The organism is Streptomyces sp. SAI-127 (genome assembly GCF_029894425.1).
Classification (GTDB): Bacteria; Actinomycetota; Actinomycetes; order Streptomycetales; family Streptomycetaceae; genus Streptomyces.
Map to the genome: position 1 here is coordinate 8,937,844 of NZ_JARXYJ010000001.1, position 26,545 is coordinate 8,964,388.

Here is a 26,545-nt window from a genome sequence, read left to right on the forward strand (position 1 = left end):
GCGGATGTGGTCAGGGGCGCGGGACGCGGCCGCGGTCGCGGGCGAGTCCCCGCAGCCACACCTCGGCGGCGATCGTGGAGTAGAGGATGGCGTCGGACAGCCCGCGGGAGGCGGGTCGCCGGACCAGGTGGCGCAGCTCGGCACCGTCCACCAGCCCCAGCTCCTCAAGCCGGGAGCCCTCCCACAGCGCCAGCAACTCGGCGCGGTGTTCGCGCAGCCCGTTGGAGGCGTCCATGGAGGCCGTGGCCTTGTTGGTCCGCCGCAGGCAGGCCTCGGGCACGATTCCGCTCATCGCGGCGCTCAGGACGGGTTTGTACCGCCATGGCGTGACGCGCTCGCTCGGGCGGACGGCCAGACACGCCTCGATGACGCGGTCGTCGAAGAACGGGGACGCCATCGGGAGGCCGGCGCGGGCCGCCATCCAGTCCCATTGCCGGATGACGCGGGTGCACGAGCGGATCTGTTCCAGGTCGGTGTGCAGGCCCCGGTCCGGATGGAGCGGCGAAGCCGTCGTCGCGGCCTTCAGCAGTGCCCGGCGGGCCATCCTCTCGGCCTCGGGGGTCACCCAGTCGAAGAGGCGCGGGGCCATGCCCCAGCCGAGACCCGTCGCGACGGACGTCGGCATGGGGTCACGCAGTTGGCGGGCCGCGTCGGCGAGCCACTTCCCGTACGGCCGGGAGTCGGCGAGCGCGCGGACCGTGCCGCCGAGGGGCCACTGCCACAGCGCCCGGAACCCCCGCAGCTGCCGCAGGGCGAACAGCGGACGGGTGCGCAGCAACCGGTGGTAGGACGCCTCGGAGCACCAGGCCACGTGGTCGCCGCCGATGCCGGTCAGGTGCAGTCGGCTGCCGCGTGCGGCGAGGCCGGGCAGGTGGTGCAGGACCCGGGAGCGGTCCATGACGCCGATGGTGGGCTCGTCGAGCAGGTCGTCGATGCCGAGCAGGTCCTCGTAGACCAGCGGAGAGTCGTCGGCGTCCCAGATCACGTGCTCGACGTCCGGGAGGTGGCTCGCCGCCTGTTCGGCCCAGTACAGGTCGGTGTCCGCCGGATCGCGTCCCGGCCACGTACTGGCCACCACGCGGGCCGGGGACCGGTCGGCCAGGAAGCAGACGGAGGTGGAGTCCAGGCCGCCGGACAGGTCGCAGCTCACCACACCGCCCTGCCGGGTACGCGCGCCGACCGCCTCCTCCAGCACCTTCCGGATCTGCGGCGCCGCTTCGGCGAGCGGTCGGATCGGCTCGGCCGGCGTCCACCAACGGGTGTGCCGGACGGTGCGCCCGTCCGCGGCGACGACCACGGCGTCCTGCGGGGGAACGGCGGTGACCGCGCGCCACAGGGACGTCTCGAACAGCGGATACGGGGCGGGCCACAGCAGTCGTACGGCCAGCTCCTCCACGTCGGGTTCGAGGCCCAGGACGGCGGCGAGTGTGTCGGCGCGGCTGGCGGCCACCCGTACGCCGTCGATCTCCGCGTGGAAGACCAGGCGCAGTCCGGAGGCGGTGCCCTGCACTCTGACCTGTCCGTCGAGGGCGCCGACGAGGTGGAAACTGCCGGGGAGGGAACGGGCCAGTGCGTCGAGCTCCGCGAGATCACGCAGCCGTGCGATCCGGCGCCGCAGGTCGTCGGCTTCGATCGGGCAGCAGCCGACGAGGGCGACGGCGGCGGTGCCGGTGTTCGCCGTGACGACCTCGTCGTCGTGCCAGTGGCCGACCAGCCAGGGCCGGCCCGACGGGTGCGCGAGGGTCCGGCTTCCGGGACGGGCGAAGGAGCGGGCCACAGCGGCCGCGTCCGCACGGTCGGTGAAGACCGCGAAGTGCGCGTCGCCGGGGCCCGTCCCCGCACTTTCGTGCAGTTCAGTCATGACGTCGAGTCAGGGACCGTCGGTCGTCAGTTCTTGCTCAGGATCAGCCGGTCGTTGCCGTGCTTGCCCAGCAGACCCGTCTCCTTGCGGAACGTACCGAGCCGGACGAGCGTCGGCGCCTCGTAGGCCTTCTTCATGACTACTCCTCACGTACGGATTTCCCGACCGCCTCCCTGACCGACGGCCCCGGGACTGCCCGGCGTGCCGTCGGTCTGCCCAAGGCTCATCGGGAACCCGGACCAGGAAGTGGGCGCAGCACCTAGCTAGCTGCAGACCGTGAGCCCAGGGCAAGAGCGTTTACGAAGCTCAGTTAATATGGAGAATTTGAACTCCTCGGAGTGCGCGCCCATTCCCCCGGATTGCTTTTGCACGGCATTGTTTCGAGCGTCGGGTATGCGCTTGTTCAAAGAAGCGTTTTGACCTGAGTCTCGGCAGATGCCTGCCGTTCCCCTCGGAGTGCGCCCGACGGCGGTCACGGGCAGCGCCGCCGGGCGCACTCTTGGCTCCTGGACGTGCGCCGCTTCCCTTCGCTCCACCCTCCGGACTGTCCCCGGACATCTCGCCGGGGCCGAGCGCAGGCGCGGAACCGGAGGCGCCCTGCCGGGACGGGGCCGCAGCCCGCTGGACATGAATGGACAGGTTCTCGGTGAGCCGGTGGGGCGGCGTCCGCCGACGCCTGCCCGGCGCCACGTCCCGGTCCCGATCGCGTTCGTGCCACCGAGGTCGGCCGAGGACCCCCGTGCCCGTCATGAGGCGTTCCGGATCGTCTCCGATGCCGACTCGGGCTCATGGGCCGGTCGCCCGAGTTCGTCAACACCACGGTGATGGCCTTAGAGGTCGTTTTTAGCTACTTTGTGTCGCTTCACGCGTCACGGATGGATACTCGTACCTCTCACGTTTCGGGTTCCTGTACAGGGCGGCGGGAGTAATGGCCGATATCAACTGCCCTTGGAATGAGACAGGCTTCACGGGATGAGACGGGCAATAGAGGCGTCCCTCAAGCCGCGTCAATCACGCCAGCCCCTAAAGTCCCCGAAGGGCCGCTCCGCCACGGGGACTTGTTGGGATGAAACAGGCTCTGCCGATGAAAACGACCTCTAAGTGAGCGTTTGGTTCTCCGTTGTCTGTTTCGTTTGGCTTAGCTGTCGCGCCAGTTGGTGGTGGTTTCGTGGGCGAGGCGGCGGGTCATGAGGTTGATGGCTGCGATTTGGATCATGGCTGCTGATCGGTGGGGGTGGGTTTCGTAGTCGCGGGCCAGGCGGCGGTGGTGCATGAGCCAGCCGAGGGTGCGTTCGATGACCCAGCGGTGGGGCTGGACGTGGAAGCCGCGGGTGGTGGGGTCGCGTTGGACGATTTCGAGGTCGATGCCGAGGTGGGCGGCTTCTTCGACGGCTTTGGTCTTGTAGCCGTTGTCGGCCCAGGCTTTGGTGATGGTGGGGTGGCGCTCGCGGACGTTGGTCAGGAGCTGGGTGCCGGCGGCGGAGTCGTGGACGCTGGCGGCGGTGACGGCGACGGCCAGCAGGAGGCCGAGCGTGTCGGTGGCGATGTGCCGCTTGCGTCCGATGATTTTCTTGGCGGGGTCGATGCCTTGGCTGGTCAGGTGGACGGTGGCGGAGGTTTTGATGCTCTGGCTGTCGATCAGGCAGGCGCTGGGCTCGCTGGTGCGGCCTTCGGCCTGGCGGACTTTGCCGCGTAATAGCCCGGTGAGCTGGTCGAAGATGCCGTCAGCTTCCCAGTGGGCGAAGTACCCGTAGACGGTCTGGTGGGGCGGGAAGTCGTGGGGCAGGTAGCGCCAGGGGATGCCGGTGCGGTCGACGTAGAGGATGGCGTTCATCAGGGCGCGCAGGTCGTGGGTGGGTTTGCGGATGCCGTTGCGGGCCTGGCGCCAGGCTTCGAGGGTGGGGCGGATGAGTTCCCAGCGGGCGTCGGACAGGTCGCTGGGGTAGGGCCGCGGGGGCTGCATGATGCCTGGGTATGCGGTGGCCGTCGGTCTGAGCAGGGCGTGTGCGGGGGTGCTGGGTGCACCGGGGCGTGCATTCTCAACTCGGTACGAACCGGTAGGTTCCTGAATGAGACAGGAGCTCTTACCAGGAAACCGGCGCATTACCGTTCTGCTGATTGCCGCAGAAGCGGCGTTTCCGGCGAATCACTTCGTTGGGCGCTCGATCTGGCTCCCGAAATTCGCCATGAACCATTCAATACCAGAACCAAACGCTCACTTAGTGAGCGTTTGGTTCTCCGTTGTCTGTTTCGTTTGGCTTAGCTGTCGCGCCAGTTGGTGGTGGTTTCGTGGGCGAGGCGGCGGGTCATGAGGTTGATGGCTGCGATTTGGATCATGGCTGCTGATCGGTGGGGGTGGGTTTCGTAGTCGCGGGCCAGGCGGCGGTGGTGCATGAGCCAGCCGAGGGTGCGTTCGATGACCCAGCGGTGGGGCTGGACGTGGAAGCCGCGGGTGGTGGGGTCGCGTTGGACGATTTCGAGGTCGATGCCGAGGTGGGCGGCTTCTTCGACGGCTTTGGTCTTGTAGCCGTTGTCGGCCCAGGCTTTGGTGATGGTGGGGTGGCGCTCGCGGACGTTGGTCAGGAGCTGGGTGCCGGCGGCGGAGTCGTGGACGCTGGCGGCGGTGACGGCGACGGCCAGCAGGAGGCCGAGCGTGTCGGTGGCGATGTGCCGCTTGCGTCCGATGATTTTCTTGGCGGGGTCGATGCCTTGGCTGGTCAGGTGGACGGTGGCGGAGGTTTTGATGCTCTGGCTGTCGATCAGGCAGGCGCTGGGCTCGCTGGTGCGGCCTTCGGCCTGGCGGACTTTGCCGCGTAATAGCCCGGTGAGCTGGTCGAAGATGCCGTCAGCTTCCCAGTGGGCGAAGTACCCGTAGACGGTCTGGTGGGGCGGGAAGTCGTGGGGCAGGTAGCGCCAGGGGATGCCGGTGCGGTCGACGTAGAGGATGGCGTTCATCAGGGCGCGCAGGTCGTGGGTGGGTTTGCGGATGCCGTTGCGGGCCTGGCGCCAGGCTTCGAGGGTGGGGCGGATGAGTTCCCAGCGGGCGTCGGACAGGTCGCTGGGGTAGGGCCGCGGGGGCTGCATGATGCCTGGGTATGCGGTGGCCGTCGGTCTGAGCAGGGCGTGTGCGGGGGTGCTGGGTGCACCGGGGCGTGCATTCTCAACTCGGTACGAACCGGTAGGTTCCTGAATGAGACAGGAGCTCTTACCAGGAAACCGGCGCATTACCGTTCTGCTGATTGCCGCAGAAGCGGCGTTTCCGGCGAATCACTTCGTTGGGCGCTCGATCTGGCTCCCGAAATTCGCCATGAACCATTCAATACCATAACCAAACGCTCACTTAGAAGATGTCTTGATTGGCGTTGAGTCGTTGCTGCGGTATGGGGATGGCGGCACGACTCGTGCCTGATGGGTTGTGGGAGATCTTCCTGAACGTGGCGCCGAAGGCGCCAACTCGTTTGCAGGGTGGGGGCGTCGTCGATGTGATGACCGCGCCGTGCTGGCCGCGATCGTGTTCGTAGCCACGTCGGGATGCACCTGGCGACAACTACCGCCGGTCTTCGGCGCCTCCTGGCAGACGGTCCATCGTCGCTTCACGTACTGGTCGAAGAATCGGGTGTGGGCCAAACTGCATCGCGTCATGCTGGATCAGCTCGGCGCGAGCGGAGAGTTGGACTGGTCACGGTGCGCGATCGACTCGGTTGCGTCCAGGGAAGTGGTGTACGGGTTCGAGTGCTGCCTACGGGTATTCGTCTGGTCGCTGCACACATGAGCAGGCGGCTCGCGGGGCGATGTTCTCCGACGCCAATTGGTCCGCGACTGCTCCGGGTGGAACTCCAAAGGACGCCATAGAGTAACGAGAAGAATCCAAATCATTACATTGGGTACTCTCATGTCGCGTTGCCTGGAGCGCAACGAAGCCTCCAGGCAACCGACTTCAGGCTCTAGAAGAACCCAAGTTTCTTCGGGCTGTATGAAACAAGAAGGTTCTTCGTCTGCTGGTAGTGCTCCAGCATCATCTTGTGCGTCTCCCGCCCGATCCCCGACTGCTTGTACCCACCGAAGGCGGCATGCGCCGGGTACGCGTGGTAGCAGTTGGTCCAGACGCGGCCCGCCTGGATCGCGCGACCTGCCCGGTACGCCGTGTTCATGTCCCGGGTCCACACGCCCGCCCCGAGCCCGTACAGCGTGTCGTTGGCGATCTTCAGGGCGTCGTCGAAGTCGTCGAAGGAGGTCACCGAGACGACAGGGCCGAAGATCTCCTCCTGGAAGATCCTCATCCGGTTGTCACCCTCGAAGATCGTCGGCTGGACGTAGTAGCCGCCCTTCAACTCGCCGTCGTACTCGATGCGTTCGCCGCCGGTGAGGACCTTCGCGCCCTCCTGCCGGCCGACGTCCAGGTAGGAGAGGATCTTCTCCAGCTGGTCGTTGGAGGCCTGGGCGCCGATCATCGTGTCGGTGTCGAGGGGATGGCCCGGCTTGATGAGCTCGGTGCGGGCGACGGCGGCCTCGAGGAACTCGGCGTAGTTGCCGCGCTGGATCAGTGCCCGGGAGGGGCAGGTGCAGACCTCGCCCTGGTTCAGGGCGAACATCGTGAACCCTTCGAGCGCCTTGTCGCGGAAGTCGTCGTCCCGCGCCCAGACGTCGTCGAAGAAGATGTTCGGTGACTTGCCACCGAGTTCGAGGGTCACCGGCTTGATGTTCTCCGAGGCGTACTGCATGATCAGCCGCCCCGTGGTGGTCTCGCCGGTGAACGCCACCTTGGCCACCCGCGGACTGGACGCGAGCGGCTTGCCCGCCTCCACACCGAAGCCGTTCACGATGTTCACCACGCCCGGCGGCAGCAGGTCCGCGATCAGGCTCATCCAGTAGTGGAGGGACGCCGGGGTCTGCTCGGCGGGCTTGATGACGACCGCGTTGCCCGCCGCGAGGGCCGGGGCCAGTTTCCAGACCGCCATGAGGATCGGGAAGTTCCACGGGATGATCTGCGCGACGACACCCAGCGGCTCATGGAAGTGGTACGCCACCGTGTCGTCGTCGAGCTCGCCGAGCGAACCCTCCTGCGCGCGGATCGCCCCCGCGAAGTACCGGAAGTGGTCGATGGCGAGGGGGATGTCGGCCGCCAGCGTCTCCCGCACCGGCTTGCCGTTCTCCCAGCTCTCGGCGACCGCCAGTTTTTCGAGGTTCGCCTCCATGCGGTCGGCGATCTTCAGCAGGATGTCGGACCGCTCGGTCACCGAGGTCCGGCCCCAGCCCGGAGCGGCGGCGTGCGCGGCGTCCAGCGCCCGCTCCACGTCCTCCGCGGTGCCCCGCGCGACCTCGGTGAACGGCTGCCCGTTCACCGGGGACGGGTTCTCGAAGTACTGTCCGCGCACCGGCGGCACGTACTCGCCACCGATGAAGTGCTCGTAGCGCGCCTGGTAGGAGACGATCGCGCCCTCGGTGCCTGGTGCCGCGTAACGGGTCATGCCGGCCAGCCTCCTTCAGCAGCGCTGCCCGCCGTTGGGCAGCTCTGGCGTGAGGCTAGGAGCGCGGACGTTGCAACCACGTTGCCGTCGGCGCGGCCAGCTCGGACTCCAGCGCGGCCAGCCGGGCCCGGACGCTCGCCGTGGGCCGCACGGCGGCGAGAGCCCGCCACACGTCGACGTCGTCCTCGCCCCACGGCGCGTGTGCCCAGTCCGCCAGCAGGTCCGGGTCGCGGCCGGCGATCAAAGCCGTCCGCAGCCCGTCGGCGATCCGGCGCCTGAGCCTGACCACCGCCGGTGCCTGCGAGGCCGGCAGCAGCGGACCGGTGTATCCCCGCGCCGCCGCGGTGACCGCGCCGCTCTCCAGCCGCCGCTCCACGGCGGCCACGTCCGACTCGACCTGCACGGTCAGCCGGTAGGGCCGCGACGACAACAGCACCGGCCCCAGCACCCTGCGCAGCCGCGCCAGTTCGGCCCGCAGCGTCACCGGTGTCACCGACTCGTCCTCGTACAGCGCACACAGCAACTCGTCCCCGGTCAGACCCTCCGGGTGCCGGGACAGCAGCACCAGGATCTCGCTGTGCCGGCGGCTGAGCCTGACCGTGCGGCCGGCGCCGACCAGCAGCGCCTCGTCCCGGCCCAGTGCGGTCAGCTCAGAGGTGTCGGTGGCGGGCTGCTGCGGGAGGAGCAGCGCCAGCTGCGACTCGGCGGCCCGCGCGACCGCCTGGACGAAGCCCAGGCTGTGCGGATGCGCGAGCCCGTCCCCGCCGGTGATGTCCACGGCCCCCAGGACCCGCCCGGTCCGGGGATCGTGCACCGGCGCCGCCGCGCAGGTCCACGGCTGCACCCGGCGGATGAAGTGCTCCGCCGCGAACACCTGCACCGGCCGGTCCACCGCGACCGCGGTACCCGGCGCGTTCGTCCCGACAGCGGTCTCCGCCCACCGCGCGCCCGGCACGAAGTTCATCCACTCAGCCTGCCGCCGGGTCCTTGTGTGGCCCTCGACCCAGAGCAGCCTGCCGTGCTCGTCGCACACCGCGAGCAGGTGCTCCCCGTCGGAGGCGAAGGTCCCCATCAGCTCACGGAACAGCGGCATGACCCGCGCCAGCGGGTGCTCGGCCCGATACGAGCCGAGGTCCCCGTCGCTCAGTTCGACGCTCGCGGTCCCATCGGGCCCGACACCGGCCTGCGCGGAACGCCGCCACGAGTCGGCCACCACCGGGCGCACCGGCCGCTGCACCGTGCCCGCCTCGGTGAACGTCTCGTGCGCGCGCCGCAGCAGCCGGAGATGCTCGGCAGGGTCGGCCCCCGGTTCCAGGGCCACCCATGGATCGGTCAACTCGGCCTCCCGGAACGCGACGCGGCTGCGACCATCGTCACTCCGGGTGCGCGCGCAAACAACCTCCTCGACCGGCATCACCCGAACGATGCGCCGAACGGACCCGTATCGCCGAGGGCACCCCGCACGCCGGATTGCTCAGCCAAGTCGACCAGCGCCCGGGCATCGATTGCCGGCAGGGCGGACCAGCGCGCCTTTGTCGCCAGAGGGCGGCCGAGATGGGGATCTCGTGGGCGCGCGTGCCGATCGGGGCGGGGTCGTTGGCCTCCACCCGGCGGCTCACACGGCTTCGACCATGCGCAAGTAGCGCTCCCAGTCCCAGGACGGCCCCGGGTCGGTGTGGTCGGTGCCCGGTACCTCGTAGTGCCCGAGGATGTGCGTGCGGTCCCTGGGGATGCCGTATCTCCCGCAGATCCCCGCCGTGAGTTTCGCGGACTCCTGGTACATGGCCTCGGTGAAGTAGGCGGGCTTGTCCACCCATCCCTCGTGCTCGATACCGATGCTGCGGGTGTTGTAGTCCCAGTTCCCGGCATGCCAGGCGATGTCCGCCTCCCGCACGCACTGCGCGATGTGCCCGTCGGCCGATCGCACGACATAGTGCGCGGACACCTGCTTCGCCGGGTTCTGGAAGATGGCCAGGGTGCCGGTGTAGGCGGTCTGCGTGACGTGGATGATCACCCGGTCCACCCGGTAGGACCAGGGTCGCTCCGCCGCCGTGAAGTTGGACGGGGTGGCAGGCTGCCACTCGGCGAACGGGTGGTCGACGGGTTGCGGGGTCGCCCCGGCCTGGGCTTCGGGAAGCAGCGCGTACGGTGCGGCGGCCAGGACGGCCCCCTTCAGCAACCGCCGTCTGCCGAGCAGCGGTCTGGCGCGTTCCATGAATCAAGTGCCTTTCGTCTCAGCGGTGTTCAGCCAAGCAGGGCCACCGCGGTCTCACGGAGCCGGTCGTGTACTCCGCGGTGAGTCTCGCGCGCCGGCAGCCATTCCTTGCGGATCTTCGCCACGCAGGTGTAGTTGGTGTCGCACACATTGGCCAACGGCGACTCCACCGCCTGGGTGGCGAACTGGTACGCGTCCAGTTCGCTGAACCCGTAGTCGCGCACCAGCCATTGCACAAGGTCGAGCTGGGATATCCGGAACGCATCCTCCAGCGGGCGTGCCGAACCGGTCGAGATGATGTGGGTGTCCGACTCGATGCGCGGCCAGGGTGTGGCGAGCCCCTTGAGCAGCTCGACGATCACCACGGTGTTCATCGCGCACTCGACGGCGACCCCGCAGGTCTCTCCCTCGCCCTGGCGGGCATGCCCGTCGCCGAGGCTGAGCAGGGCGCCCTCCACATTGACCCCGAGATAACAGGTGACACCCGCCCGCATCTCCGGTGTGTCCATGTTCCCGCCGTGCGCGTCGGGCACCAGCGCCGAACGCACCTCCAGATTGGCGGGAGCCACTCCCACGGTGCCGTGCATCGGGTCCATGGGCAGCTCGATCTCGATGTCGCTGTCGCGCGCCCGGAACAGTGCCGTGCGCCGGGTACGGTCCAACTGCCAGATCCACACGGTCTCCGGCAGCGGGGGCTGCAGCGTGGCGGTGGTGTGCGTCGAGGTGAGCGCGCCGAACAGGGGGACCGTGGTCGACGCGGCCCAGTCCCGGGCCGGTTCGATCGACACGAAGTGCACGGCGACCGTGTCACCCGGCTCCGCTCCCTCGATGTGGAAGGGACCGGTCTGCGGATTCAAGAAGGGGAACTCGCACACCTCGGACACCAGGTCCTTCTCGGACCGTACCCGCCCCGCGAAGCAGTCCTCCGTGTACAGGTCGAGGACCGTGCCGGGCACGATGCGGGCCACGGGCGGTGCGCCGCCGAACGTCCAGGCGTACTCGTCGGGTTCGGGCCGTACGGTCAGGATCCGGGGGTCCCTCATGGCTGTACAGCTCCGTTCTGCGGGGTCGGCGAGGTGGCCACGGGCGGTGGCGGCCATGCGCTCCGGAGGCCGCTGGGTGCCTCGCGTGAATCACGGTACGGCGGCGGCCGGTTGGGCAGTAGAGCGCTTGGTGTTTCGGTGGACAACCTTGGGGTTGTGGACAACTTCCTCACCCGATGGGGTGAGGTCGCCGCGGCTCAGGCCCGTTCGCCCACAACCGCCGGGTCGTCCAGCACGGCCCGCACCACCGAATGTGCGGCCCCCAGCAGCGGACCCTCCGAACCCAGGCGGGACACGGACACCGGACAGGCCGGACCCGCCGTGCGCCGGGCCAGCTCGTCCCGCAGGGAGGGCAGCAGCCAGGGCGCGAGCCCGGCCAGCGCGCCGCCGAGCACAACGGCTTCGGGGTCCAGCAGATTGACCGCCCCGGTCAGCGCGATACCGAGCGCCTCGCCGGCTTCGCGCAGGGCACCCCGTACGTCCTCGTCGCCCTCCGCGGCGTGCTCCGCGAGCAGCCCGACCCGGTCCTCGCCCGGCTCCAGGCCGGCCGCCCGCAACACCGCCTCCTCGCCGGCGTACTGCTCCAGGCAGCCGCGCCCGCCGCACGGACACCGGGGGCCGTCGGGGCGGACCGGCACATGGCCCAGCTCGCCCGCGAAACCGCGGGTGCCGCGCAGCAGCTGCCCGTCCACCACGAGCGCCGCGCCGATGCCGATCTCCGCCGAGACGTGCAGGAAGTCGTGGGGAGTGCCGTCGCCGAGCCAGAGTTCGGCCAGCGCGCCGAAGTTGGCCTCGTTGCCCACGGTCAGCGGGAGGTCCTCGGGCAGCAGGGCGCCCAGATCAGTGTCGTGCCAGTCGAGATTCGGGGCCCGGACGACGGTCCGGGCGTCACGCGCCACCAGACCGGGCACCGCCACCGCGAGGCCCGCGGGCCACAGGCCCTCGGCCTCCGCCTCGGCCACCACCTGGTGCACCAGGGAGGTGAGTTCCGCGATCACCGGCTCGGGGGAGCGGCCCCGGTTCGCGGCGTACCGCACCACCCGCGAGCGCACCTGCCCGCGCAGATCGACCGCGCAGACCGCGAGGTGGTCCACGCCGACCTCGGCGCCTATCCCGGCCGGCCCCCGCCCACTGACCGCGAGCGCGGAGCCCGGCCTGCCGACCCGGCCGGGACGCTCGGGACCCAGCTCCTCGAGCAGCCCCGAGCGTATGAGCTCGTCGACGAGAGTCGACACCGCGGCCCTGGTCAGCCCGATGCGCGAGGCGACCGCGGCGCGCGACAGCGGTCCCTCGGCGCTCACGGTGTGCATGACCCGTGCCAGGTTGCGGCGGCGCATGCCCTGCTGGGTGTCGGGCAGGCCACGCCCCGGACCCGCCGGGTGGGCGTCGTGCAGCGGTGCCGTCATGCCTCCCTCACCCCTCAGAGGTCCCCCGCTCCAGCAGCGGCGCCGCGTCGGAGAGTACCCCGGCGATCCTGGCCAGCGTCTCGTCGTCCCGCTCCACAGCCCCCAGCACCGGCCCGGCGGCGGTGTTCCAGCGCCGGGCGACCGCGCCCGGGTCCTCGCCGGTGAGCAGTCCGGCGGCCTGCGCGGCGGCGCCGAGCGCGACCAGTTCCTTGGCCTCGGGCACCTGGACCGGACGCCCCGAGAGCCGCCGTACGGTCTCCTGCCAGGCGGTGCCCTGAGCGCCGCCGCCGATGAGCAGCAGGGGCGTCGAACGATCCGCGTCCTGGTCGAGCACCAGGTCCAGCGCTCCGAGCAGTGCCTGCACGGCGCCGTCGTAGGCCGCCTGGAGGAGCTGGCCGCCGGTGGTGTCGTGGCGAAGGCCGTGCAGTACCCCGGAGGCGTTCGGCAGGTTCGGGGTCCGCTCGCCGTCCAGGTAGGGCAGCAGGGTGACCCCCGAGACCGGCTCGACGGCCTCGCGGTCCAGGCCCAGCAGCGCCGCGACGCGGTCCACGGCGAGCGTGCAGTTCAGGGTGCAGGCCAGCGGCAGCCAGTCTCCGTGGGCGTCGGCGAAGCCCGCGACGGTGCCGGTGGGGTCGGTGGGGCGGTGCTTCGAGACGGCGTACACCGTTCCCGAGGTGCCCAGGCTCATCACCGGCGTGCCGGGGCGCAGCCCGAGGCCGAGCGCGGCCGCGGCGTTGTCGCCGGTGCCGGGGGCGACCAGGGTGCCCTTGGAGAACGGCAGGTCATGGCCGTCGCGCACGGTGCCTGCCACCTCGCCGGGCCGGACCACGCGGGGGAGCAGGGCGGGGTCGAGGCCCACGCGCGCGAGGATCTCGTCGTCGTACGACTCCGTCGCCGACGCCCACCAGCCGGTGCCGGAGGCGTCGCCCCGGTCCGTCGTGCCTTCGCCGGTGAGGCGCTCCGTGAGGTAGTCGTGCGGAAGTCGCACGGCCTTCGTGGCACGCAGGGCCTCCGGCTCGTGCTCGGCGAGCCAGGCCCACTTCGTGACCGTGAAGGAGGCGCCCGGCACGCTGCCGGTCCGCTCCGCCCAGGCCTTCGGGCCGCCCAGTTCCTCGATCAGACGCCGGGCCTGGGGAGCTGAGCGCACGTCGTTCCACAGGAGGGCCGGGCGCACCGGTTCGCCCTGTGCGTCGAGCGTGACGAGGCCGTGCTGCTGCCCCCCGATCGACACCGCGGCGGCCTCGCGGGCCGCGTCCCCGCACTGGCGCAGCGCCTCTGACAGAGCGTCCCACCACTGGCGGGGATCGCTCTCACGGCCCGCCCCGGAGGTCACAGTGTGCGGCGCCTGGCCGCGTGCGACGACCCGGCCGGTGGCCGCGTCGACCACCAGCGCCTTGGTGGACTGGGTGGACGTGTCCACGCCGACGACGAGCGGACCCTCGGCTGCTGACATCGGGCTCTCCCTTTTTGCGGCTCTTGACCGTAATACGGCTCGTGACCTTGATGCGGCTCTTGTCTCCATCGGGAGACGTCTTGTCTCTTCCCGGGGACGTGTGTGCATACTAATTTGTAAACCGCCATGACGAAATAGTCCGCAGCAGCAAGGAGCCGCGTCATGAACTACCAGCCCACCCCCGAGGACAGGTTCACCTTCGGCCTTTGGACCGTCGGCTGGCAGGGAAGGGACCCGTTCGGCGACGCCACCCGCCGTGCCCTCGACCCCGTCGAGACGGTGCAGCGCCTGGCCGAGCTCGGCGCCCACGGCGTGACCTTCCACGACGACGATCTGATCCCCTTCGGATCGTCCGACAGCGCCCGCGAGGGTCACATCAAGCGCTTCCGTGAGGCACTGGACGCGACCGGCATGAAGGTGCCGATGGCGACCACCAACCTCTTCACGCACCCCGTCTTCAAGGACGGCGCGTTCACCGCGAACGACCGCGACGTGCGCCGTTACGCGCTGCGTAAGACGATCCGCAACATCGACCTGGCGGTCGAGCTCGGCGCCGAGACCTACGTGGCCTGGGGCGGCCGCGAGGGCGCCGAGTCCGGCGGGGCCAAGGACGTACGCGTCGCGCTGGACCGCATGAAGGAGGCCTTCGACCTTCTGGGCGAGTACGTCACCGAGCAGGGCTACGACCTGAAGTTCGCGATCGAGCCCAAGCCGAACGAGCCGCGCGGCGACATCCTGCTGCCCACCGTCGGCCACGCCCTGGCGTTCATCGAGCGACTGGAGCGCCCCGAGCTGTACGGCGTGAACCCCGAGGTCGGCCACGAGCAGATGGCCGGGCTGAACTTCCCGCACGGCATCGCGCAGGCCCTGTGGGCGGGCAAGCTCTTCCACATCGACCTCAACGGCCAGTCCGGCATCAAGTACGACCAGGACCTCCGCTTCGGCGCGGGCGACCTGCGGGCCGCCTTCTGGCTCGTGGACCTCCTGGAGAGCGCCGGCTACGCCGGCCCCAAGCACTTCGACTTCAAGCCGCCGCGGACCGAGGACCTCGACGGTGTGTGGGCGTCGGCCGCGGGCTGCATGCGCAACTACCTCATCCTCAAGGAGCGTGCTGCTGCCTTCCGTGCCGACCCGCAGGTCCAGGAGGCGCTGCGTGCCTCGCGTCTGGACGAGCTGGCGCAGCAGACGGCGGCGGACGGACTGAAGTCGCTGCTCGCGGACCGCAGCGCCTTCGAGGACTTCGACGTGGAGGCGGCCGCCGCGCGCGGCATGGCTTTCGAGCAGCTCGACCAGCTCGCCATGGACCACCTGCTGGGTGCGCGCGGCTGAATGAGACTCACGCGCGTGTGCCGTCGGCCCTGAGTGGCCTCCGCCGACGGCAAGCGCGCGTGCGGCCTTGCAGCGACCCCCCGCGGGGAATGTGCCGGAACCATGCGATCCACGCCATGGGGGCGTATCAACTTCCGCGCGGGGGTCGCCCCATGACCGGTTCGAGGCGACTCTGGGCGGTATGGCCATGCCGCCGGTACCGCCCCAGCCGCCCGGACCGCCGGGTGACACACCGCCTCCGGGCGGTGGCTTCGGACCACCTCCTGACGACTTCGGGCGCAACGGCCCGAACCCGTACGGCAGTCTGCCGTCGACCCAGCGGATGGGTCCGGTCGGCGACCCCGGGGCGAGCGGGCCGAGAAAGCGCCGGAGCCCGCTGTTCGCCCTGCTCGCCGTGATCGCGGCGGGCGTGGCCGTCGCCCTCGTGGTGGTCTTCATGGCCTCGGGGAACGACGACTCGCCGGACAAGGACCCGGCCCCGGCGACCGGTACGAGCGGTTCTCCCAAGCCGTCGTTCAGCCTGCCCACCCGGCTTCCCAGCGAGTTGCCCAGCGAGCTGCCGTCGCAGTTCCCGACCGACATACCCAGCGAGTTCCCGAGCGACCTGGAGTCGCTGCTGCCGTCCCTGATCGGCTGACGCGGGCCTCAGAGACCGCGCGGCAGCCTGACGTAGGTCACCGTCGTCTCCACCCCGCTGTCGACCAGTCGGCCGTCGGCGTCGAACGCCCCCGCTCCGTCCGTCATCCCGAAGTCGTTGTCGTTGATCAGAGCGAGTGTGTCGTGGTCCACCCGTGCGACGCCCTCGATCTTCCCGGGCACCCCGGCGACCGTGCCCAGGTCGACGACCGGCTTCTTGGCGAGTACGGGCACGCCCGAGGCGGCCGGATCGGCGAGCTGCTCCAGCGACGGAGACGTGGTGTCGTCGTCCCAGGTGCCGCCGAGGATGTTCGAGGACCGGTCCAGGCGCACCAGTTGCAGCCGTGCCGCCTTGTCGGTGCGCTCCTCGACCAGCAGCCGGTCACCGCCCACCGCGACCACCGAGGAGATCTTGAGCTCGGAGGTGTCGTCCTCGCTCGGGTCCACGACGTTCACCGGGTCGAAGCGGTACGCGTACTCGGCGGTGACCGCCTTCCTCTTCGGCGAGAAACGCAGCAGCCGGGTGGTCCTGGAGGCCTCTCCGGCGTCCGTGTCCGGCAGGGACAACGGGCTCTGCACCGCCAGTACCAGATCGCCGCCGGGCAGTTGGGCGAGCCCCTCGAGGCCCCGGTTGATCTTCCGGTGCAGCAGGACGGAGGGCAGCGCCTCCACCACCGGGTAGCCGGCGCCGGTGAGGTTCAGCCCCTTGGGCACATAGCGCGTGAGGACCTTCCCGCGCGCGGAGACGTGGACCAGGCTCGGCCCGTACTCGTCGACAAGCCAGAACGTCCCGTCCGAGGCCCGCACGATGCCCTCGGTGTCCAGGCCGTTCGGGTTGTACGACAGCGCTGTGAGCGCGTTGTAGTCGTACGGCGTCTCGTCGCGCCCCTGCTGGTTGGGCAGCCCCGTGACGGGCTTGCCGGAGGAGGTGGTGACCGGGATCGCGTCCAGCGCCTTCACGGTGTCGCCGGAGACGCGGATCTTCACGATCGCGGGGTCGAAGTCGGGGACCGGGAACGTGCGGCGCTTGGTGCCGGCCACCTTGATCTGGCCGTTGGGTCCGCGGTCGGTGATCGTCCAGAACTCGCCCTTGCGTCCCGCCGGGTAGATGTCACTGCCGATGCCGCCGAGGTCCACCCCGCGGTCGTCGGCCACCGTGCCCGGCAGGAGCCTGTTGCTGAACGCGCCCAGCGGGATGTCGCCGAGCGTCGCCGTCCGGACGACACGCGCCTCGCCCGAAGGGGCACCCATGGCGGGCCCCGCCGCGATCAGGGCGGCGATCAGGGCGAGGGGTACACCCGCCGCTGCGGTGCGTCTGGCGGGGCGTCGGCCGTCGGCGTGCGGGGACATGGGGCCTCCTGGGAACCAAGTTCGGTGACAGCGGCCAGATTTGGGCCTCGCTCGGAACGCCGTACGACCGAAGAGTGAACGGCTGGCGTCGGCCGTGCGTCGGCCCGGCATCGCGGCACGCGCGCGCGTGGCGCGTGCTCAGCCGGGCGAGCTGCGAGGTGGCCGGTGCGGTCCCAGTCCTTGGAGTACGTCGCCGAGTTCGTCCGCCGTGAGCGCGGGGGACGGGAGGGACGCGACGGCCGGCGAGGCGCGCAGACCGTCGAGGAGCAGGGCGAGAGGGCGACGCCAGGCCTCGGGGCCGACGGCCGTGGCGAGGGAGGGGACGGCCCGGCCGAGCGCGGCCAGTGCGAAGAGGACGTCCTCCGTCGTGACGTCCGCCCGGATGCTTCCCTCCTCGCGCCCACGGCGCAGCAGCAGTTCCATGGTCGCCCGGTTGTGTGCGTGCACGGCCTGCAACGACTCGACGCCCTCGAGGTGCGTGGTCATCAGGTCGTTCGTACCGCGATCGGTCGCCAGGACGGCGAACACGGCTTCCGTGTAGCCGACGAGTCCCGCCCAGGGGTCAGCGGCGGTCCGGGCCTGCTCGCCGGCGGCCATGGTGCCCGCCAGCGGGTCACGGAAGACCGCGTCGACCAGGGCGGCACGGCTCGGAAAATGCCGGTACAGCGTGGCGTTTCCCACCCCCGCCCGCCGCGCGATGACGTCCAGGGGTGCCTCCAACCCCTGCTCCGTGAACACCTCGTGAGCGGCCTCGACCAGCAACTCCCGGTTGCGTCGCGCATCGCGACGCCGTACCGGCGCCGTCGCGTCGTCCGCCATGATCGCCCCTTCGCACTACCGGGGAGTGTTCCCCGGTAGTGATGCTATCGTCGTCCAGTGAAGTGGGGACCACTCCCCACTTTGCTGGGAGGGGTGGGACATGGGCAGTACGGCGCTCGTCCTCGGCGGGGGTGGCCTCGTCGGCGGAGCCTGGATGACGGGAGTTCTCGCCGGCCTGTGCGACGCCGGTGTCGACCCGGCCCGCGCGGATGTCGTCATCGGGACCTCGGCCGGTGCGATCTTCGGGTCGCGTCTCCTCGCGGGCGAGCCCGCGCGCGAGCTGTACGAACGCCAACTGGCCGGCGCCGACCGGGTGGGCCTCGCTGTGACGTCGTGTCAGACGCTTCGCTTTCTGTGGGCAGCACTGGGCTCCCGCGATCCTGAGCGTTCCGTGCTGCGCCTCGGGCGAGCGGCGCTGAGGGCCCGCGCGGGTCCCGAGTCCGATGTGTACGACGCCCTGCGTCCGCTGCTGAGGAGTGTGGGGGACTGGCCCGACCGCGCACTGCGGATCACGGCCGTCGACGCCCTCTCCGGGCGACTGACGGCCTTCGACGCCGACTCGGAGGTCACGCTCCTCGAAGCCGTCGTCGCGGGCTGCGCGGTGCCCGTGGTCTGGCCCCCGATCACCTTGACCGGGCGCCGCTGGATGGACGGGGGCAGCCGCTCCACGGCCAACATCCACCTCGCGCGTGGCCATCACCACGTCCTGGCCATCGCCCCCATCCCCGCCGCCGTGGGACCTCATCCCAGTGCCGAACAGCAGGCGGCCGTCCTCGCCGCCGAAGGCGCCCACGTCACCCTCGTGACGCCGGACCGCGCCGCACGCCGGGCCATGGGCCGCGACATGACGTCCGACACGCGCCGCCCCGCGGCCGCCCGGGCCGGCCACGCCCAGGCGACGGCCCTCGCGGCCTCGGTGCACCCGCTCTGGCGCGCCGAGCGGTGAAGGCCGGGTCGGGACGCCGTCAGCCTGACGACCACTACCGAAAGGAACCACCGTGCCCGCGCCCACTCTGGAGGAGCTGACCCCGGACGGCCATGACTTCGCCTCGAACCCGTACCCCGTCTATGCCGCGCTGCGGACCAAAGGCCCCGTGCACCGCGTCCTCGTCCCCGGAAGCGGTGAGAGCTGGCTCGTCGTCGCCCATGACGCGGCGCGAGCCGCGCTGACCGACCCGCGCCTGCGCAACGACATCCGGCATTCCTCGTCCTGGCGGAGCGACGGCGGACACGCCGTCGGCCGCAACATGCTCCAGAGCGACCCCCCGCAGCACACCCGGCTGCGCCGAGTGGTGGCGGCCCATTTCACGGCAGGGAGGATCACCGCGCTGCGACCGAGAATCGAGGCCACCGCCCTCGAACTCCTGGACGCGCTGCCGGAGCGGGGTACGGCGGACCTGGTCGCCGGGTACGCGCTGCCGCTGCCCGTCACGGTGATCTGTGACCTTCTGGAGGTGCCCGCGGCCGACCGCGCGGTGTTCCACGCCTGGGCCGACGAACTCGTCATGCCCGCCTCGGCCGAGACGGCGACCGCCGCCGCGGCGTCACTGACCGAGTACCTCGCCGGTCTGCTCGCCCGAGGACGCGAACGGCGGGCGACAGGCCTGCTCGGCGACCTCGTGGCGGCCTCGGACCTCACCTCCGAAGAACTCTTCGGCATGGCGTTCCTGATCCTCGTCGCAGGCCACGAGACGACCGTCGACCTGATCTCCGGAACCGTCCACGCGCTGCTGGACCACCCGGACCAACTCGCCCTGCTCCGCGCCGACCCGGACCTCACCGGCCCGGCCGTCGAGGAGTCCCTGCGCTACAACTCACCCGTCCACGCCACCGCGTTCCGCTTCGCGGCCGAGCCGCTCGACATCGACGGCACCCGGATCCCGGCGGGCGACTCCGTGCAGGTCTCACTCGCCGCGGCCTCCCGCGATCCGCTGCGTTTTCCTGACCCCGACCGCTTCGACCTACGGCGTCCCACGCGCGCGCATCTGGCATTCGGCCACGGCCCGCACCACTGCCTGGGCGCCCCGGTGGCCCGCGTGGAAGCGGCCGTCGCTCTGCGCCTGTTGCTGCGCCACCGGCCCGCTCTCGCCTTCGGGACCGACCCGGGCGCGTTGACCTGGCGCAGCAGCACGCTCCTGAGGGGCCTGGCCGAACTACCGCTGCGGTTCGGCTGAGGAGAGCTCCGCCGAGGACAGAGCCGTGGCCGGATCCAGGGCAGCCGGGCCCGCGAGTATCCAGCGTTCCCGCTCCTGGCGGTACGGCCACCACCGCCCGTCCCGCCCCAGGCGCACCTGGGCCGGTGCGCCGACGACCGTCCACCGGTTGCCCTCTGCCCTGAGCGACGGCCGTTCGTCCTCGTCCCAGGCCGAGTCCAGAGCGGCACGCGCGCGTGCGAGCGTGCCGCCCGAGGGCGCCCATTCCTCCTCCAGCACCGCCAGCGCTTCCGCACCACCGAGCCGCCACGCGCGCGTGGCGTCCGCCAGCGACTGCGGATCACGTCCCGATCCGACGGCGAGCCGTTCCGTCAGCGCCGGGTCGGGCGCGTCGACGGCGAGACGTGCCGCGTCCTGATCGACCGTCAGTTCACGTACGGCGGCGAGCTGTTCGGACGGTTGCCGGAGAGCCTCAGTGAGCAGCCGATGAGCCTCTACGGCGGTCCGAGCGGCCAGATGGCGGACGGCGACCGGGTCGACTCCCGCTCCGGGTAGGGCCTCGGTGTCCAGAGAGGGAGGCGGGCCGGGCTTCTCGGGCCGCTCCGCGGTCACGGGCAGGGGCGGCAGGATGTCGCCGGCCGCATACGCCTCGGCGGCGTCCACCCCCTCCGGTTCGGGAGCTTCCTCCACGGGCGCGGCGCTGCGGTCCTGGAGGTCATCGAGGAGGGCGTGTTCGCCGCGACCGCGCATCAGCAGCAGTACGAAGGGGTCCTGGTCCAGCAGCCGGGCCACCTGATAGCAGAGAGCCGCCGTGTGCCCGCAGTGGTCCCAGGCGCCGCAATCGCACTCCGGTTCCAGATCGCCCAGCCCCGGCAGGAGTTCGATGCCCGCGGACGCCGCGTCCTCGACCAGATGCGGCGGCATCTCACGGTCCAGCAGGGCCGCGACGTGACCGGCCCGCTCGACGGCCATGTCGAGGAGGCGGTCCCACTGCTCGGCAGACAGTTCGGCCAGCAGAACGTCGGCGCGGTGCGCGGTGCGATCACGATCCTGGACGACGGCCGTGATGCGCCCGGGACGTACCGACACCGCGCCCACAGCGCCCGCGCGTGCGATCCTGCGGCCCGCCTTCACCTGCCCCGAGTCCAGCGCGGCGTCCTCCAGTGCCCGCAGCCAGGCTTGGCCCCACCAGGTCTGTGCGAAACCCCGCCCGTGCGCGGGCGGCAGCGCCGCGAACGTGCGCTCCGTGTCACCGTCGTGTCCGGTCACAGTGCACCCCCTCGCAGCTCGACCAGATCGGCCAGCTCCGCGTCCGTCAGCTCGGTCAGTGCCGCCTCGCCGGAACCGAGTACCGCGTCGGCCAACTCCCGCTTGCGGTGCAGCATGTCGGCGATGCGGTCCTCGACGGTCCCCTCGGCGATCAGCCGGTGCACCTGCACGGGCCGCGTCTGGCCGATGCGGTACGCGCGGTCGGTGGCCTGCGCCTCGACGGCCGGGTTCCACCAGCGGTCGTAGTGCACGACGTGCTCGGCCCGGGTGAGGTTCAGACCGGTGCCGGCCGCCTTCAACGACAGCAGGAACACGGGCACTTCACCCTCCTGGAACCGCCGCACCATCGCTTCCCGCCGGGGGACCGGTGTCCCGCCGTGCAGGAACTGCGACGGCAGGCCACGCGCCGCGAGGTGCTGCTCGATGAGTCGGGCCATGCGCACGTACTGCGTGAACACCAGGACGCTCGCTCCTTCGGCGACGATGGTGTCGAGGAGCTCGTCCAGCAGTTCCAGCTTGCCGGAACGGCCGGCGATCCTCGGCTGATCCTCCTTGAGGAACTGCGCCGGGTGGTTGCAGATCTGCTTCAGCCCGGTCAGCAGCTTCACGATCAGACCGCGCCGCGCCATGCTGTCCGCCCCGGAGATCTCGGCCAGGGTCTCGCGCACCACTGCTTCGTACAGGCCGGTCTGTTCCTGGGTGAGTGACACGGCACGGTCGGTCTCGGTCTTCGGTGGCAGCTCCGGGGCGATTCCAGGATCCGACTTGCGGCGCCGCAGCAGGAAGGGGCTCACCAGCCGGGCGAGACGTTCCGCGGCGGCCGGGTCCTGACCGCTCTCGATGGCCTGCGCGTACCGGCTGCGGAAGGCGCCGAGGCGGCCCAGCAGACCGGGAGTCGTCCAGTCGAGGATCGCCCACAGCTCCGACAGATTGTTCTCCACCGGGGTTCCGGTGAGCGCCACGCGTGCGCGTGCCCCGATCGAGCGCAGTTCCCGGGCGGTCGCCGAATACGGGTTCTTCACGTGCTGCGCCTCGTCCGCCACGACCATCCCCCAAGCGGTTTCGGCGAGCCGGGGCGCGTCCAGGCGCATCGTGCCGTACGTGGTGAGCACGAACTCCCCGTCGGCCAGGCCGTCGAGCTCGCGCCGCGGACCGTGGAAGCGGCGCACGGGCGTACCCGGTGCGAACTTCTCGATCTCGCGCTGCCAGTTGCCCATCAGGGACGTCGGGCACACCACGAGGGTGGGGCCCGCGGTGGCCGTGTCGGTCTGCCGGTGCAGATGCAGCGCGATCAGGGTGATCGTCTTGCCGAGTCCCATGTCGTCGGCGAGACAGCAGCCGAGCCCCGAGGACGTCATACGGGCCAGCCAGTTCAGGCCCCGGCGCTGGTAGTCACGCAGGGGTGCGGCGAGCGCGGCGGGTTGCGGGACCGGCTCCTGGGCCTCCGGGTCCGCCAGCCGGTCCCGCAGCGCCGCCAGCCACCCGGTGGGCTGCACCTCGACCCTGCGGCCGTCGACCTCGGCCGAGCCCGTCAGAGCGGCGCTCAGGGCGTCCACGGGCGTCACCTTGCGGTCCTGCCGGGCACGGGCCCGGCGTACCTCGTGCGGGTCGACCAGCACCCACTGGTCACGCAGCCGCACCACAGGCCGGTTGGCCTCGGCGAGCCGGTCCAGTTCCTCGCGCGTGAGCTGCTGGTCGCCCAGCGCGAACCACCAGTCGAACGCGAGCAGCGCGTCGGCGGACAGGAACGACGGAGTGCCGGACCCGATCCGGTCGCTGCCTTCCGGCGGACCGACCATCGCGCGCGTGGTGAGGTTCCTGGCCAGCTCCTTCGGCCAGTGCACCTCGACCCCCAGGTCGGCGAGACTGCGCGCGCCCGCTCCGAGCAGATCGGTGATCTCCTCGTCGGCGAGTTCGACCGCGTCCGGGACGGTGGCCGAGAGCAGCGGGTTGAGCGGGGGCCACGCGCGTGCGGCCCTGCGGAGCGCGAGCAGGCAGTCCAGCTGCGTGTGAGGGCCGAAGGCCGTGGACCCGGCCCACACGTCGGCGGCGTCCGCGACGGTCGTCGGATCGCTCACGCTGTGCACCTGGAGAACGGCCCGGAAGGAGGGCGCCTCACCAGTGGCCAGGCCGTGCGCCTCGATGCGCAACGAGACGCGTACGCCCGCGTCGTGGCCCGCGGCGACATCCGCCGCCCACGCGCGCTGCTCGGGCAGGTGCTGCGGTGCCTGGGCGGCGTAGGCGGGTCCGCCCGTCACGAGGGGCGCCGCCGGGGAGCGGGGCAGGGTGTCGGCGACCGCGTCCAGGAAGGCGCGCACCAGCCGTTCGGGGTCGGGCAGCCGGAGCGGCTCGACGGCGCTCAGGGGTACGGCGTGTGCCTCGGGCGGCATCGCCGCGGCGAGCCGGCGGACCCGCTCGATGTCGGCCGCCCCCAGGGGACCCATGCGCCAGGCGTCGTGGTCGGCGGGGGACAGTCCGGGCAGCAGCAGCCCGCGGGCCGCGCACTGCAGGGCCAGCACGGCGGCGGCGCCCCAGAAGAGGGTCGCCCGGTGCCCGTGCGTGGAGGCACGCGCACGCGTGAGGACCGGCAGGGCGGCGCGGACCGGCAGCAGCACCGCGGGCAGGCTCACCAGATCCACACCGCGGTTCCCCGGCACCACGAGCGCCAGATCCTCGATCGTCCCTGCCACGACAGCGGGAGGAGGAGCACCGTCGGGCCGCCAGAAGGCCACACTGCCCGTGCGGGCCGGGTCGCCGGGCACGAACACGGCACAGCACAAAGCCAGTTCGGAGATCTCGGACGGTGATGCCGCGGGGAACCTCTGGACAGAGATCGCGAGACTCCTCAAACTTGACTACGTCGGCGGAGTGGTCGAGGGTACATCACCGCTCGGGCCCACCGCCGAGTGGGCTGTATCACATTCACGCCAGGGTGTTGTCAACCCCCCGGTGCGGCCGGTGCAACCCCCCGCATGGAGACGGGGGGTCGCCACATGGTCGCGACCGGTCACCGGTCCGTACGTTTCCTCAGGTCAGCACGTTTCCTGAGAGAGCCGGAGCCCGGACATGCCGCAGAGCACCGCAACCGTCGCACCCCGCCCGCGCGGTACGTCCGGCTCCCCGCCCGGCGGAAGCGAGTTCGCACCCCTCCTGCGCGCGGTGAAGGGCCAGGGCCTCCTGGACCGCCGCCACGGCTGGTACGCCCGGGCCATCGCCGTCAACGCACTCGCCCTCGCCGGTCTCGTCACCGCCGTCGCCCTGTCCGGCGACTCCTGGCGGACCCTGTTGCTGGCCCCACTCCTCGCCGTGTTCTCCGCCCGCACCGCCTTCATAGGCCACGACGCGGGCCACGCGCAGATCACCGGCGACAAGGCGGCCGGCCGCACCATCGGCCTTGTCCACGGCAACCTGCTGCTCGGGATGAGCTACTCCTGGTGGAACCACAAACACCATCGCCACCACGCCAACCCCAACCACATCGACAAGGACCCCGACGTCGCCGCGGACGTCCTCGTCTTCACCGGCGAGCAGGCCAAGGGACGTACGGGCTTCAGGCGCTGGCTCACCCGCCATCAGGCATGGCTGTTCTTCCCGCTCACTCTCCTCGAAGGCGTCGCCCTGAAGGTCCAGGGCTTCAGGGACCTGCGCCGACAGGCGCCGGGGGAGCGTGCCGTGGAGGGCGCCCTCCTGGTGGGCCATCTCGCCGCCTACGCCACCCTGCTGCTGACGACCATGTCCCCCGGCAGGGCGCTGGCCTTCGCCGCGATCCACCAGGCGCTGTTCGGCCTGCACCTCGGGATGGCCTTCGCCCCCAACCACAAGGGCATGGAGATGCCGGACCCGGACGGCGAGTCCTGGGGCCACCTGCGCCGTCAGGTGCTCACCTCCCGCAACATCCGCGGCGGCACCCTCACCGACTGGTTCCTCGGCGGCCTCAACTACCAGATCGAGCACCACCTCTTCCCCAGCATGCCCCGGCCCCATCTGCGCCTCGCACAGCCACTGGTGCGCGCCCACTGCCGGGATCTGGGTATCCCCTATACGGAGACCGGACTCGTCGACTCCTACCGACAGGCCCTTGGCCACATGCACGAGGTGGGCGAGCCACTGCGGGCGGACCGCTAGGAAGCGCGCCCATCCGGGGCGTCTCAGGGCGAGGTCTCAGGGATGTCTCAGGGTCGCGGTTCGGAACTGCCAGAGGCGCGGACCCGTTTCTCTGGACAGAGAGCGGCAACCGCCGCGAAGGAGGCGACGCACATGTCGAAGAACGCGAAGATCGCCGCAGGGGGAGTTGCGGTCGGGCTGCTCCTGCTGTTCTGGCTGCCCTGGTGGGCCTCGGTCCTGATCATCCTGGGAGTCCCGGCCGCCGCGTACCTGACCCTGGACCCCTCGCAGCGGCGCCGGCTGCGCCGCGTCACCCGCAAGGAACTCGGCCGCTGACGCACCCGCACCGGCCGGGAGCACGACAGGCCCGGACGGTGCGGCGCGGCGGCTCAACTGGGACGTACGGCCATCTTGTCGAGCGCTTCCAGCAGCCCCGGCAGCTCCGGGCCCCGGCCCACCGGCAGGACCTCCCCGGGCTCGTCATCGAGCAGCACGAACGCGATGTCGTCGGTCCTGGCCACCAGCGACCAGCCGGGACCGTCGGCGCGCAGGGTCCGCGCGTCTCCCGACGCGAAGGACGACCGGACCCGCCCGAGGGGCGGCGGCGAATCCACGTAGGCGCGAGCCTCCGCGAGGACACGCCGGATGCCGTTGTGGCCCTTGCGCGCCTTCTTCTCGGCACCGCCCGAAATCTTGTCTCCAGCAGCCTGGTCTCCCGCAGCCTTTTCTCCCGAGCCCTCGTGGGCCGAGCCCTCGTCGCCCGTGGCCGTGTCCTGCGGGGCATCGCTGTCCGCGGTCTCGCCGTCGGAGACCTTGCCGGCCACGGCCTTGTCGCCCCCGGTGGACCCGCCGTTCGGGTTCGAGAAGTCCGCGTCGTTGATCTGCTCCCGCCACATCGCCCACTGGAGCGCGATCTCGTCGGCGCCCAGCCGCCGCTGGGCGGATCCCCACGTGGACGTGTCCGGCGGCGCCAGCGGCGGGCCGTCGCCGGCCTCGGGATCGGGGTCGTGCGGCGCCGGCACACCGGGCGCGGCGACAGCGACCGCCAGCGGCCAGCCGGGCAGCGCGGCCACGACCGTGCGCTCGTCGGGCGACAGGTCGTACTCCATGCCGCAGTCCCAGGACGCGATGGCGACGGCGACCAATGAGACGTCGTCGATGACGACCGTCCATCGGGCACCGCCGCTGTCCTGGCCGAGCACCAGGCCGTACCCGTCGGCCAGCGGTGCCAGCCCGAGCGCCGCGCAGGCCTCCGGATAGTCGTCGCCCAGCACGCTCGGGAACTTCGCCGGCGTCAGCAGCACCGCCGTCAGCACATAGAGCGCGTCGTCCGCAGCGGCGACGGCGTCCTCGTCCGTCCCGGCCATCCCAGCCTCCCCATCGGTTCGTCCAACGGCGCGCACCCTAGTGTGCGCGGAAGGCCCTTGTCACGACTCCCA

Annotated in this window: 21 protein-coding genes and 1 pseudogene; 7 read left to right on the top strand and 15 right to left on the bottom strand. The window is 71.0% G+C overall.

Annotation, left to right across the window (positions count from 1 at the left end; translation table 11 throughout):
- Nucleotides 1–10: 10 nt before the first annotated feature.
- The 4 genes from M2157_RS41080 to M2157_RS41095 form a co-directional block, all read right to left on the bottom strand.
- The gene (locus tag M2157_RS41080) at nucleotides 11–1,861 is read right to left on the bottom strand and encodes a lasso peptide isopeptide bond-forming cyclase (protein ID WP_280867681.1); all 1,851 of its coding nucleotides are present in this window, start codon (nucleotides 1,859–1,861) and stop codon (nucleotides 11–13) included.
- A gap of 26 nt (nucleotides 1,862–1,887) precedes the next feature.
- Nucleotides 1,888–1,998 (bottom strand): keywimysin-related RiPP, encoded by a 111-nt coding sequence (locus tag M2157_RS41085; protein ID WP_106409850.1) that lies wholly within the window; start codon nucleotides 1,996–1,998, stop codon nucleotides 1,888–1,890.
- Between the two features lie 1,001 nt (nucleotides 1,999–2,999).
- Nucleotides 3,000–3,824 carry an IS5 family transposase gene (locus tag M2157_RS41090; protein WP_280867682.1) on the bottom strand — a complete coding sequence of 275 codons (825 nt, stop codon included), beginning with the start codon at nucleotides 3,822–3,824 and terminating at the stop codon, nucleotides 3,000–3,002.
- 296 nt (nucleotides 3,825–4,120) lie between these two features.
- Complete coding sequence (locus tag M2157_RS41095) at nucleotides 4,121–4,945, bottom strand: IS5 family transposase (protein WP_280867682.1); 825 nt, start codon at nucleotides 4,943–4,945, stop codon at nucleotides 4,121–4,123.
- A 296-nt stretch (nucleotides 4,946–5,241) separates the two neighbouring features.
- Here M2157_RS41095 and M2157_RS41100 point away from each other — a divergent pair.
- Nucleotides 5,242–5,573 (top strand): annotated as a pseudogene (locus tag M2157_RS41100) (transposase); the annotation flags it as partial.
- Nucleotides 5,574–5,805: 232 nt separating this feature from the next.
- Here the strand turns inward: M2157_RS41100 and adh are convergent.
- The 6 genes from adh to xylB all read right to left on the bottom strand — a co-directional run bounded on the left by adh (nucleotide 5,806) and on the right by xylB (nucleotide 13,446).
- A complete protein-coding gene (gene adh / locus M2157_RS41105) occupies nucleotides 5,806–7,329 on the bottom strand; it encodes an aldehyde dehydrogenase (RefSeq protein ID WP_280867683.1) in 1,524 nt (507 codons plus the stop codon).
- Nucleotides 7,330–7,384: 55 nt separating this feature from the next.
- Entirely contained in the window at nucleotides 7,385–8,665 is a 1,281-nt protein-coding gene (locus M2157_RS41110) for a GAF domain-containing protein (protein ID WP_280867684.1), read from the bottom strand.
- Nucleotides 8,666–8,944: 279 nt separating this feature from the next.
- On the bottom strand, nucleotides 8,945–9,544 hold the full coding sequence (locus tag M2157_RS41115) for a peptidoglycan recognition family protein (protein ID WP_280867685.1): 600 nt from the start codon (nucleotides 9,542–9,544) through the stop codon (nucleotides 8,945–8,947).
- Nucleotides 9,545–9,573: 29 nt separating this feature from the next.
- The gene (locus M2157_RS41120; RefSeq protein ID WP_280856045.1) at nucleotides 9,574–10,587 is read right to left on the bottom strand and encodes an acetamidase/formamidase family protein; all 1,014 of its coding nucleotides are present in this window, start codon (nucleotides 10,585–10,587) and stop codon (nucleotides 9,574–9,576) included.
- Between the two features lie 197 nt (nucleotides 10,588–10,784).
- Nucleotides 10,785–11,993: an ROK family transcriptional regulator gene (locus M2157_RS41125; protein ID WP_280856044.1), complete on the bottom strand. Its 1,209-nt coding sequence runs from the start codon at nucleotides 11,991–11,993 to the stop codon at nucleotides 10,785–10,787.
- Nucleotides 11,994–12,000: 7 nt separating this feature from the next.
- The gene (gene xylB, locus M2157_RS41130; protein WP_280856043.1) at nucleotides 12,001–13,446 is read right to left on the bottom strand and encodes a xylulokinase; all 1,446 of its coding nucleotides are present in this window, start codon (nucleotides 13,444–13,446) and stop codon (nucleotides 12,001–12,003) included.
- 162 nt (nucleotides 13,447–13,608) lie between these two features.
- On the opposite strand from xylB, the gene xylA reads away from it, so the two are divergent.
- Both xylA and M2157_RS41140 read left to right on the top strand, forming a co-directional pair.
- A complete protein-coding gene (gene xylA / locus M2157_RS41135; protein ID WP_069762445.1) occupies nucleotides 13,609–14,775 on the top strand; it encodes a xylose isomerase in 1,167 nt (388 codons plus the stop codon).
- Between the two features lie 181 nt (nucleotides 14,776–14,956).
- Nucleotides 14,957–15,412, top strand: coding sequence for a hypothetical protein (locus M2157_RS41140; protein ID WP_280867686.1), 456 nt, complete (start codon nucleotides 14,957–14,959; stop codon nucleotides 15,410–15,412).
- A gap of 8 nt (nucleotides 15,413–15,420) precedes the next feature.
- Here the strand turns inward: M2157_RS41140 and M2157_RS41145 are convergent, their stop codons facing one another.
- Entirely contained in the window at nucleotides 15,421–16,761 is a 1,341-nt protein-coding gene (locus M2157_RS41145) for an esterase-like activity of phytase family protein (protein ID WP_280867687.1), read from the bottom strand.
- Nucleotides 16,762–16,899: 138 nt separating this feature from the next.
- Nucleotides 16,900–17,580: a TetR/AcrR family transcriptional regulator gene (locus M2157_RS41150; protein WP_280856040.1), complete on the bottom strand. Its 681-nt coding sequence runs from the start codon at nucleotides 17,578–17,580 to the stop codon at nucleotides 16,900–16,902.
- Between the two features lie 100 nt (nucleotides 17,581–17,680).
- On the opposite strand from M2157_RS41150, the gene M2157_RS41155 reads away from it, so the two are divergent.
- Nucleotides 17,681–18,526, top strand: coding sequence for a patatin-like phospholipase family protein (locus M2157_RS41155; RefSeq protein WP_280867688.1), 846 nt, complete (start codon nucleotides 17,681–17,683; stop codon nucleotides 18,524–18,526).
- A gap of 52 nt (nucleotides 18,527–18,578) precedes the next feature.
- Nucleotides 18,579–19,754 carry a cytochrome P450 gene (locus M2157_RS41160; RefSeq protein WP_280867689.1) on the top strand — a complete coding sequence of 392 codons (1,176 nt, stop codon included), beginning with the start codon at nucleotides 18,579–18,581 and terminating at the stop codon, nucleotides 19,752–19,754.
- Here the strand turns inward: M2157_RS41160 and M2157_RS41165 are convergent.
- Nucleotides 19,734–21,002 carry an SWF or SNF family helicase gene (locus M2157_RS41165; protein WP_280867690.1) on the bottom strand — a complete coding sequence of 423 codons (1,269 nt, stop codon included), beginning with the start codon at nucleotides 21,000–21,002 and terminating at the stop codon, nucleotides 19,734–19,736. The two genes, M2157_RS41160 and M2157_RS41165, sit on opposite strands and share 21 nt — an antisense overlap.
- Complete coding sequence (locus tag M2157_RS41170; RefSeq protein ID WP_348541837.1) at nucleotides 20,999–23,836, bottom strand: DEAD/DEAH box helicase; 2,838 nt, start codon at nucleotides 23,834–23,836, stop codon at nucleotides 20,999–21,001. The genes M2157_RS41165 and M2157_RS41170 overlap by 4 nt, the downstream gene beginning before the upstream one ends.
- Before the next feature lie 232 nt (nucleotides 23,837–24,068).
- On the opposite strand from M2157_RS41170, the gene M2157_RS41175 reads away from it, so the two are divergent.
- Together M2157_RS41175 and M2157_RS41180 are read left to right on the top strand one after the other, a co-directional pair.
- The gene (locus tag M2157_RS41175) at nucleotides 24,069–25,127 is read left to right on the top strand and encodes an acyl-CoA desaturase (RefSeq protein WP_280867691.1); all 1,059 of its coding nucleotides are present in this window, start codon (nucleotides 24,069–24,071) and stop codon (nucleotides 25,125–25,127) included.
- A 132-nt stretch (nucleotides 25,128–25,259) separates the two neighbouring features.
- Nucleotides 25,260–25,442, top strand: a complete 183-nt coding sequence (locus M2157_RS41180) for a hypothetical protein (protein WP_280856033.1) — start codon at nucleotides 25,260–25,262, stop codon at nucleotides 25,440–25,442.
- A 53-nt stretch (nucleotides 25,443–25,495) separates the two neighbouring features.
- Here the strand turns inward: M2157_RS41180 and M2157_RS41185 are convergent, their stop codons facing one another.
- Complete coding sequence (locus M2157_RS41185) at nucleotides 25,496–26,473, bottom strand: hypothetical protein (RefSeq protein ID WP_280856032.1); 978 nt, start codon at nucleotides 26,471–26,473, stop codon at nucleotides 25,496–25,498.
- Between the last annotated feature and the right edge of the window lie 72 nt (nucleotides 26,474–26,545).

Excerpts from the sequence above, each read along its gene's own strand:
- M2157_RS41080 (WP_280867681.1), bottom strand. The coding sequence starts at position 1,861 with ATGACTGAACTGCACGAAAGTGCGGGGACGGGCCCCGGCGACGCGCAC.
- M2157_RS41085 (WP_106409850.1), bottom strand. The coding sequence starts at position 1,998 with ATGAAGAAGGCCTACGAGGCGCCGACGCTCGTCCGGCTCGGTACGTTC.
- M2157_RS41090 (WP_280867682.1), bottom strand. The coding sequence starts at position 3,824 with ATGCAGCCCCCGCGGCCCTACCCCAGCGACCTGTCCGACGCCCGCTGG.
- M2157_RS41095 (WP_280867682.1), bottom strand. The coding sequence starts at position 4,945 with ATGCAGCCCCCGCGGCCCTACCCCAGCGACCTGTCCGACGCCCGCTGG.
- adh (WP_280867683.1), bottom strand. The coding sequence starts at position 7,329 with ATGACCCGTTACGCGGCACCAGGCACCGAGGGCGCGATCGTCTCCTAC.
- M2157_RS41115 (WP_280867685.1), bottom strand. The coding sequence starts at position 9,544 with ATGGAACGCGCCAGACCGCTGCTCGGCAGACGGCGGTTGCTGAAGGGG.
- M2157_RS41120 (WP_280856045.1), bottom strand. The coding sequence starts at position 10,587 with ATGAGGGACCCCCGGATCCTGACCGTACGGCCCGAACCCGACGAGTAC.
- M2157_RS41125 (WP_280856044.1), bottom strand. The coding sequence starts at position 11,993 with ATGACGGCACCGCTGCACGACGCCCACCCGGCGGGTCCGGGGCGTGGC.
- xylB (WP_280856043.1), bottom strand. The coding sequence starts at position 13,446 with ATGTCAGCAGCCGAGGGTCCGCTCGTCGTCGGCGTGGACACGTCCACC.
- xylA (WP_069762445.1), top strand. The coding sequence starts at position 13,609 with ATGAACTACCAGCCCACCCCCGAGGACAGGTTCACCTTCGGCCTTTGG.
- M2157_RS41140 (WP_280867686.1), top strand. The coding sequence starts at position 14,957 with ATGGCCATGCCGCCGGTACCGCCCCAGCCGCCCGGACCGCCGGGTGAC.
- M2157_RS41145 (WP_280867687.1), bottom strand. The coding sequence starts at position 16,761 with ATGTCCCCGCACGCCGACGGCCGACGCCCCGCCAGACGCACCGCAGCG.
- M2157_RS41150 (WP_280856040.1), bottom strand. The coding sequence starts at position 17,580 with ATGGCGGACGACGCGACGGCGCCGGTACGGCGTCGCGATGCGCGACGC.
- M2157_RS41155 (WP_280867688.1), top strand. The coding sequence starts at position 17,681 with ATGGGCAGTACGGCGCTCGTCCTCGGCGGGGGTGGCCTCGTCGGCGGA.
- M2157_RS41175 (WP_280867691.1), top strand. The coding sequence starts at position 24,069 with ATGCCGCAGAGCACCGCAACCGTCGCACCCCGCCCGCGCGGTACGTCC.
- M2157_RS41180 (WP_280856033.1), top strand. The coding sequence starts at position 25,260 with ATGTCGAAGAACGCGAAGATCGCCGCAGGGGGAGTTGCGGTCGGGCTG.
- M2157_RS41185 (WP_280856032.1), bottom strand. The coding sequence starts at position 26,473 with ATGGCCGGGACGGACGAGGACGCCGTCGCCGCTGCGGACGACGCGCTC.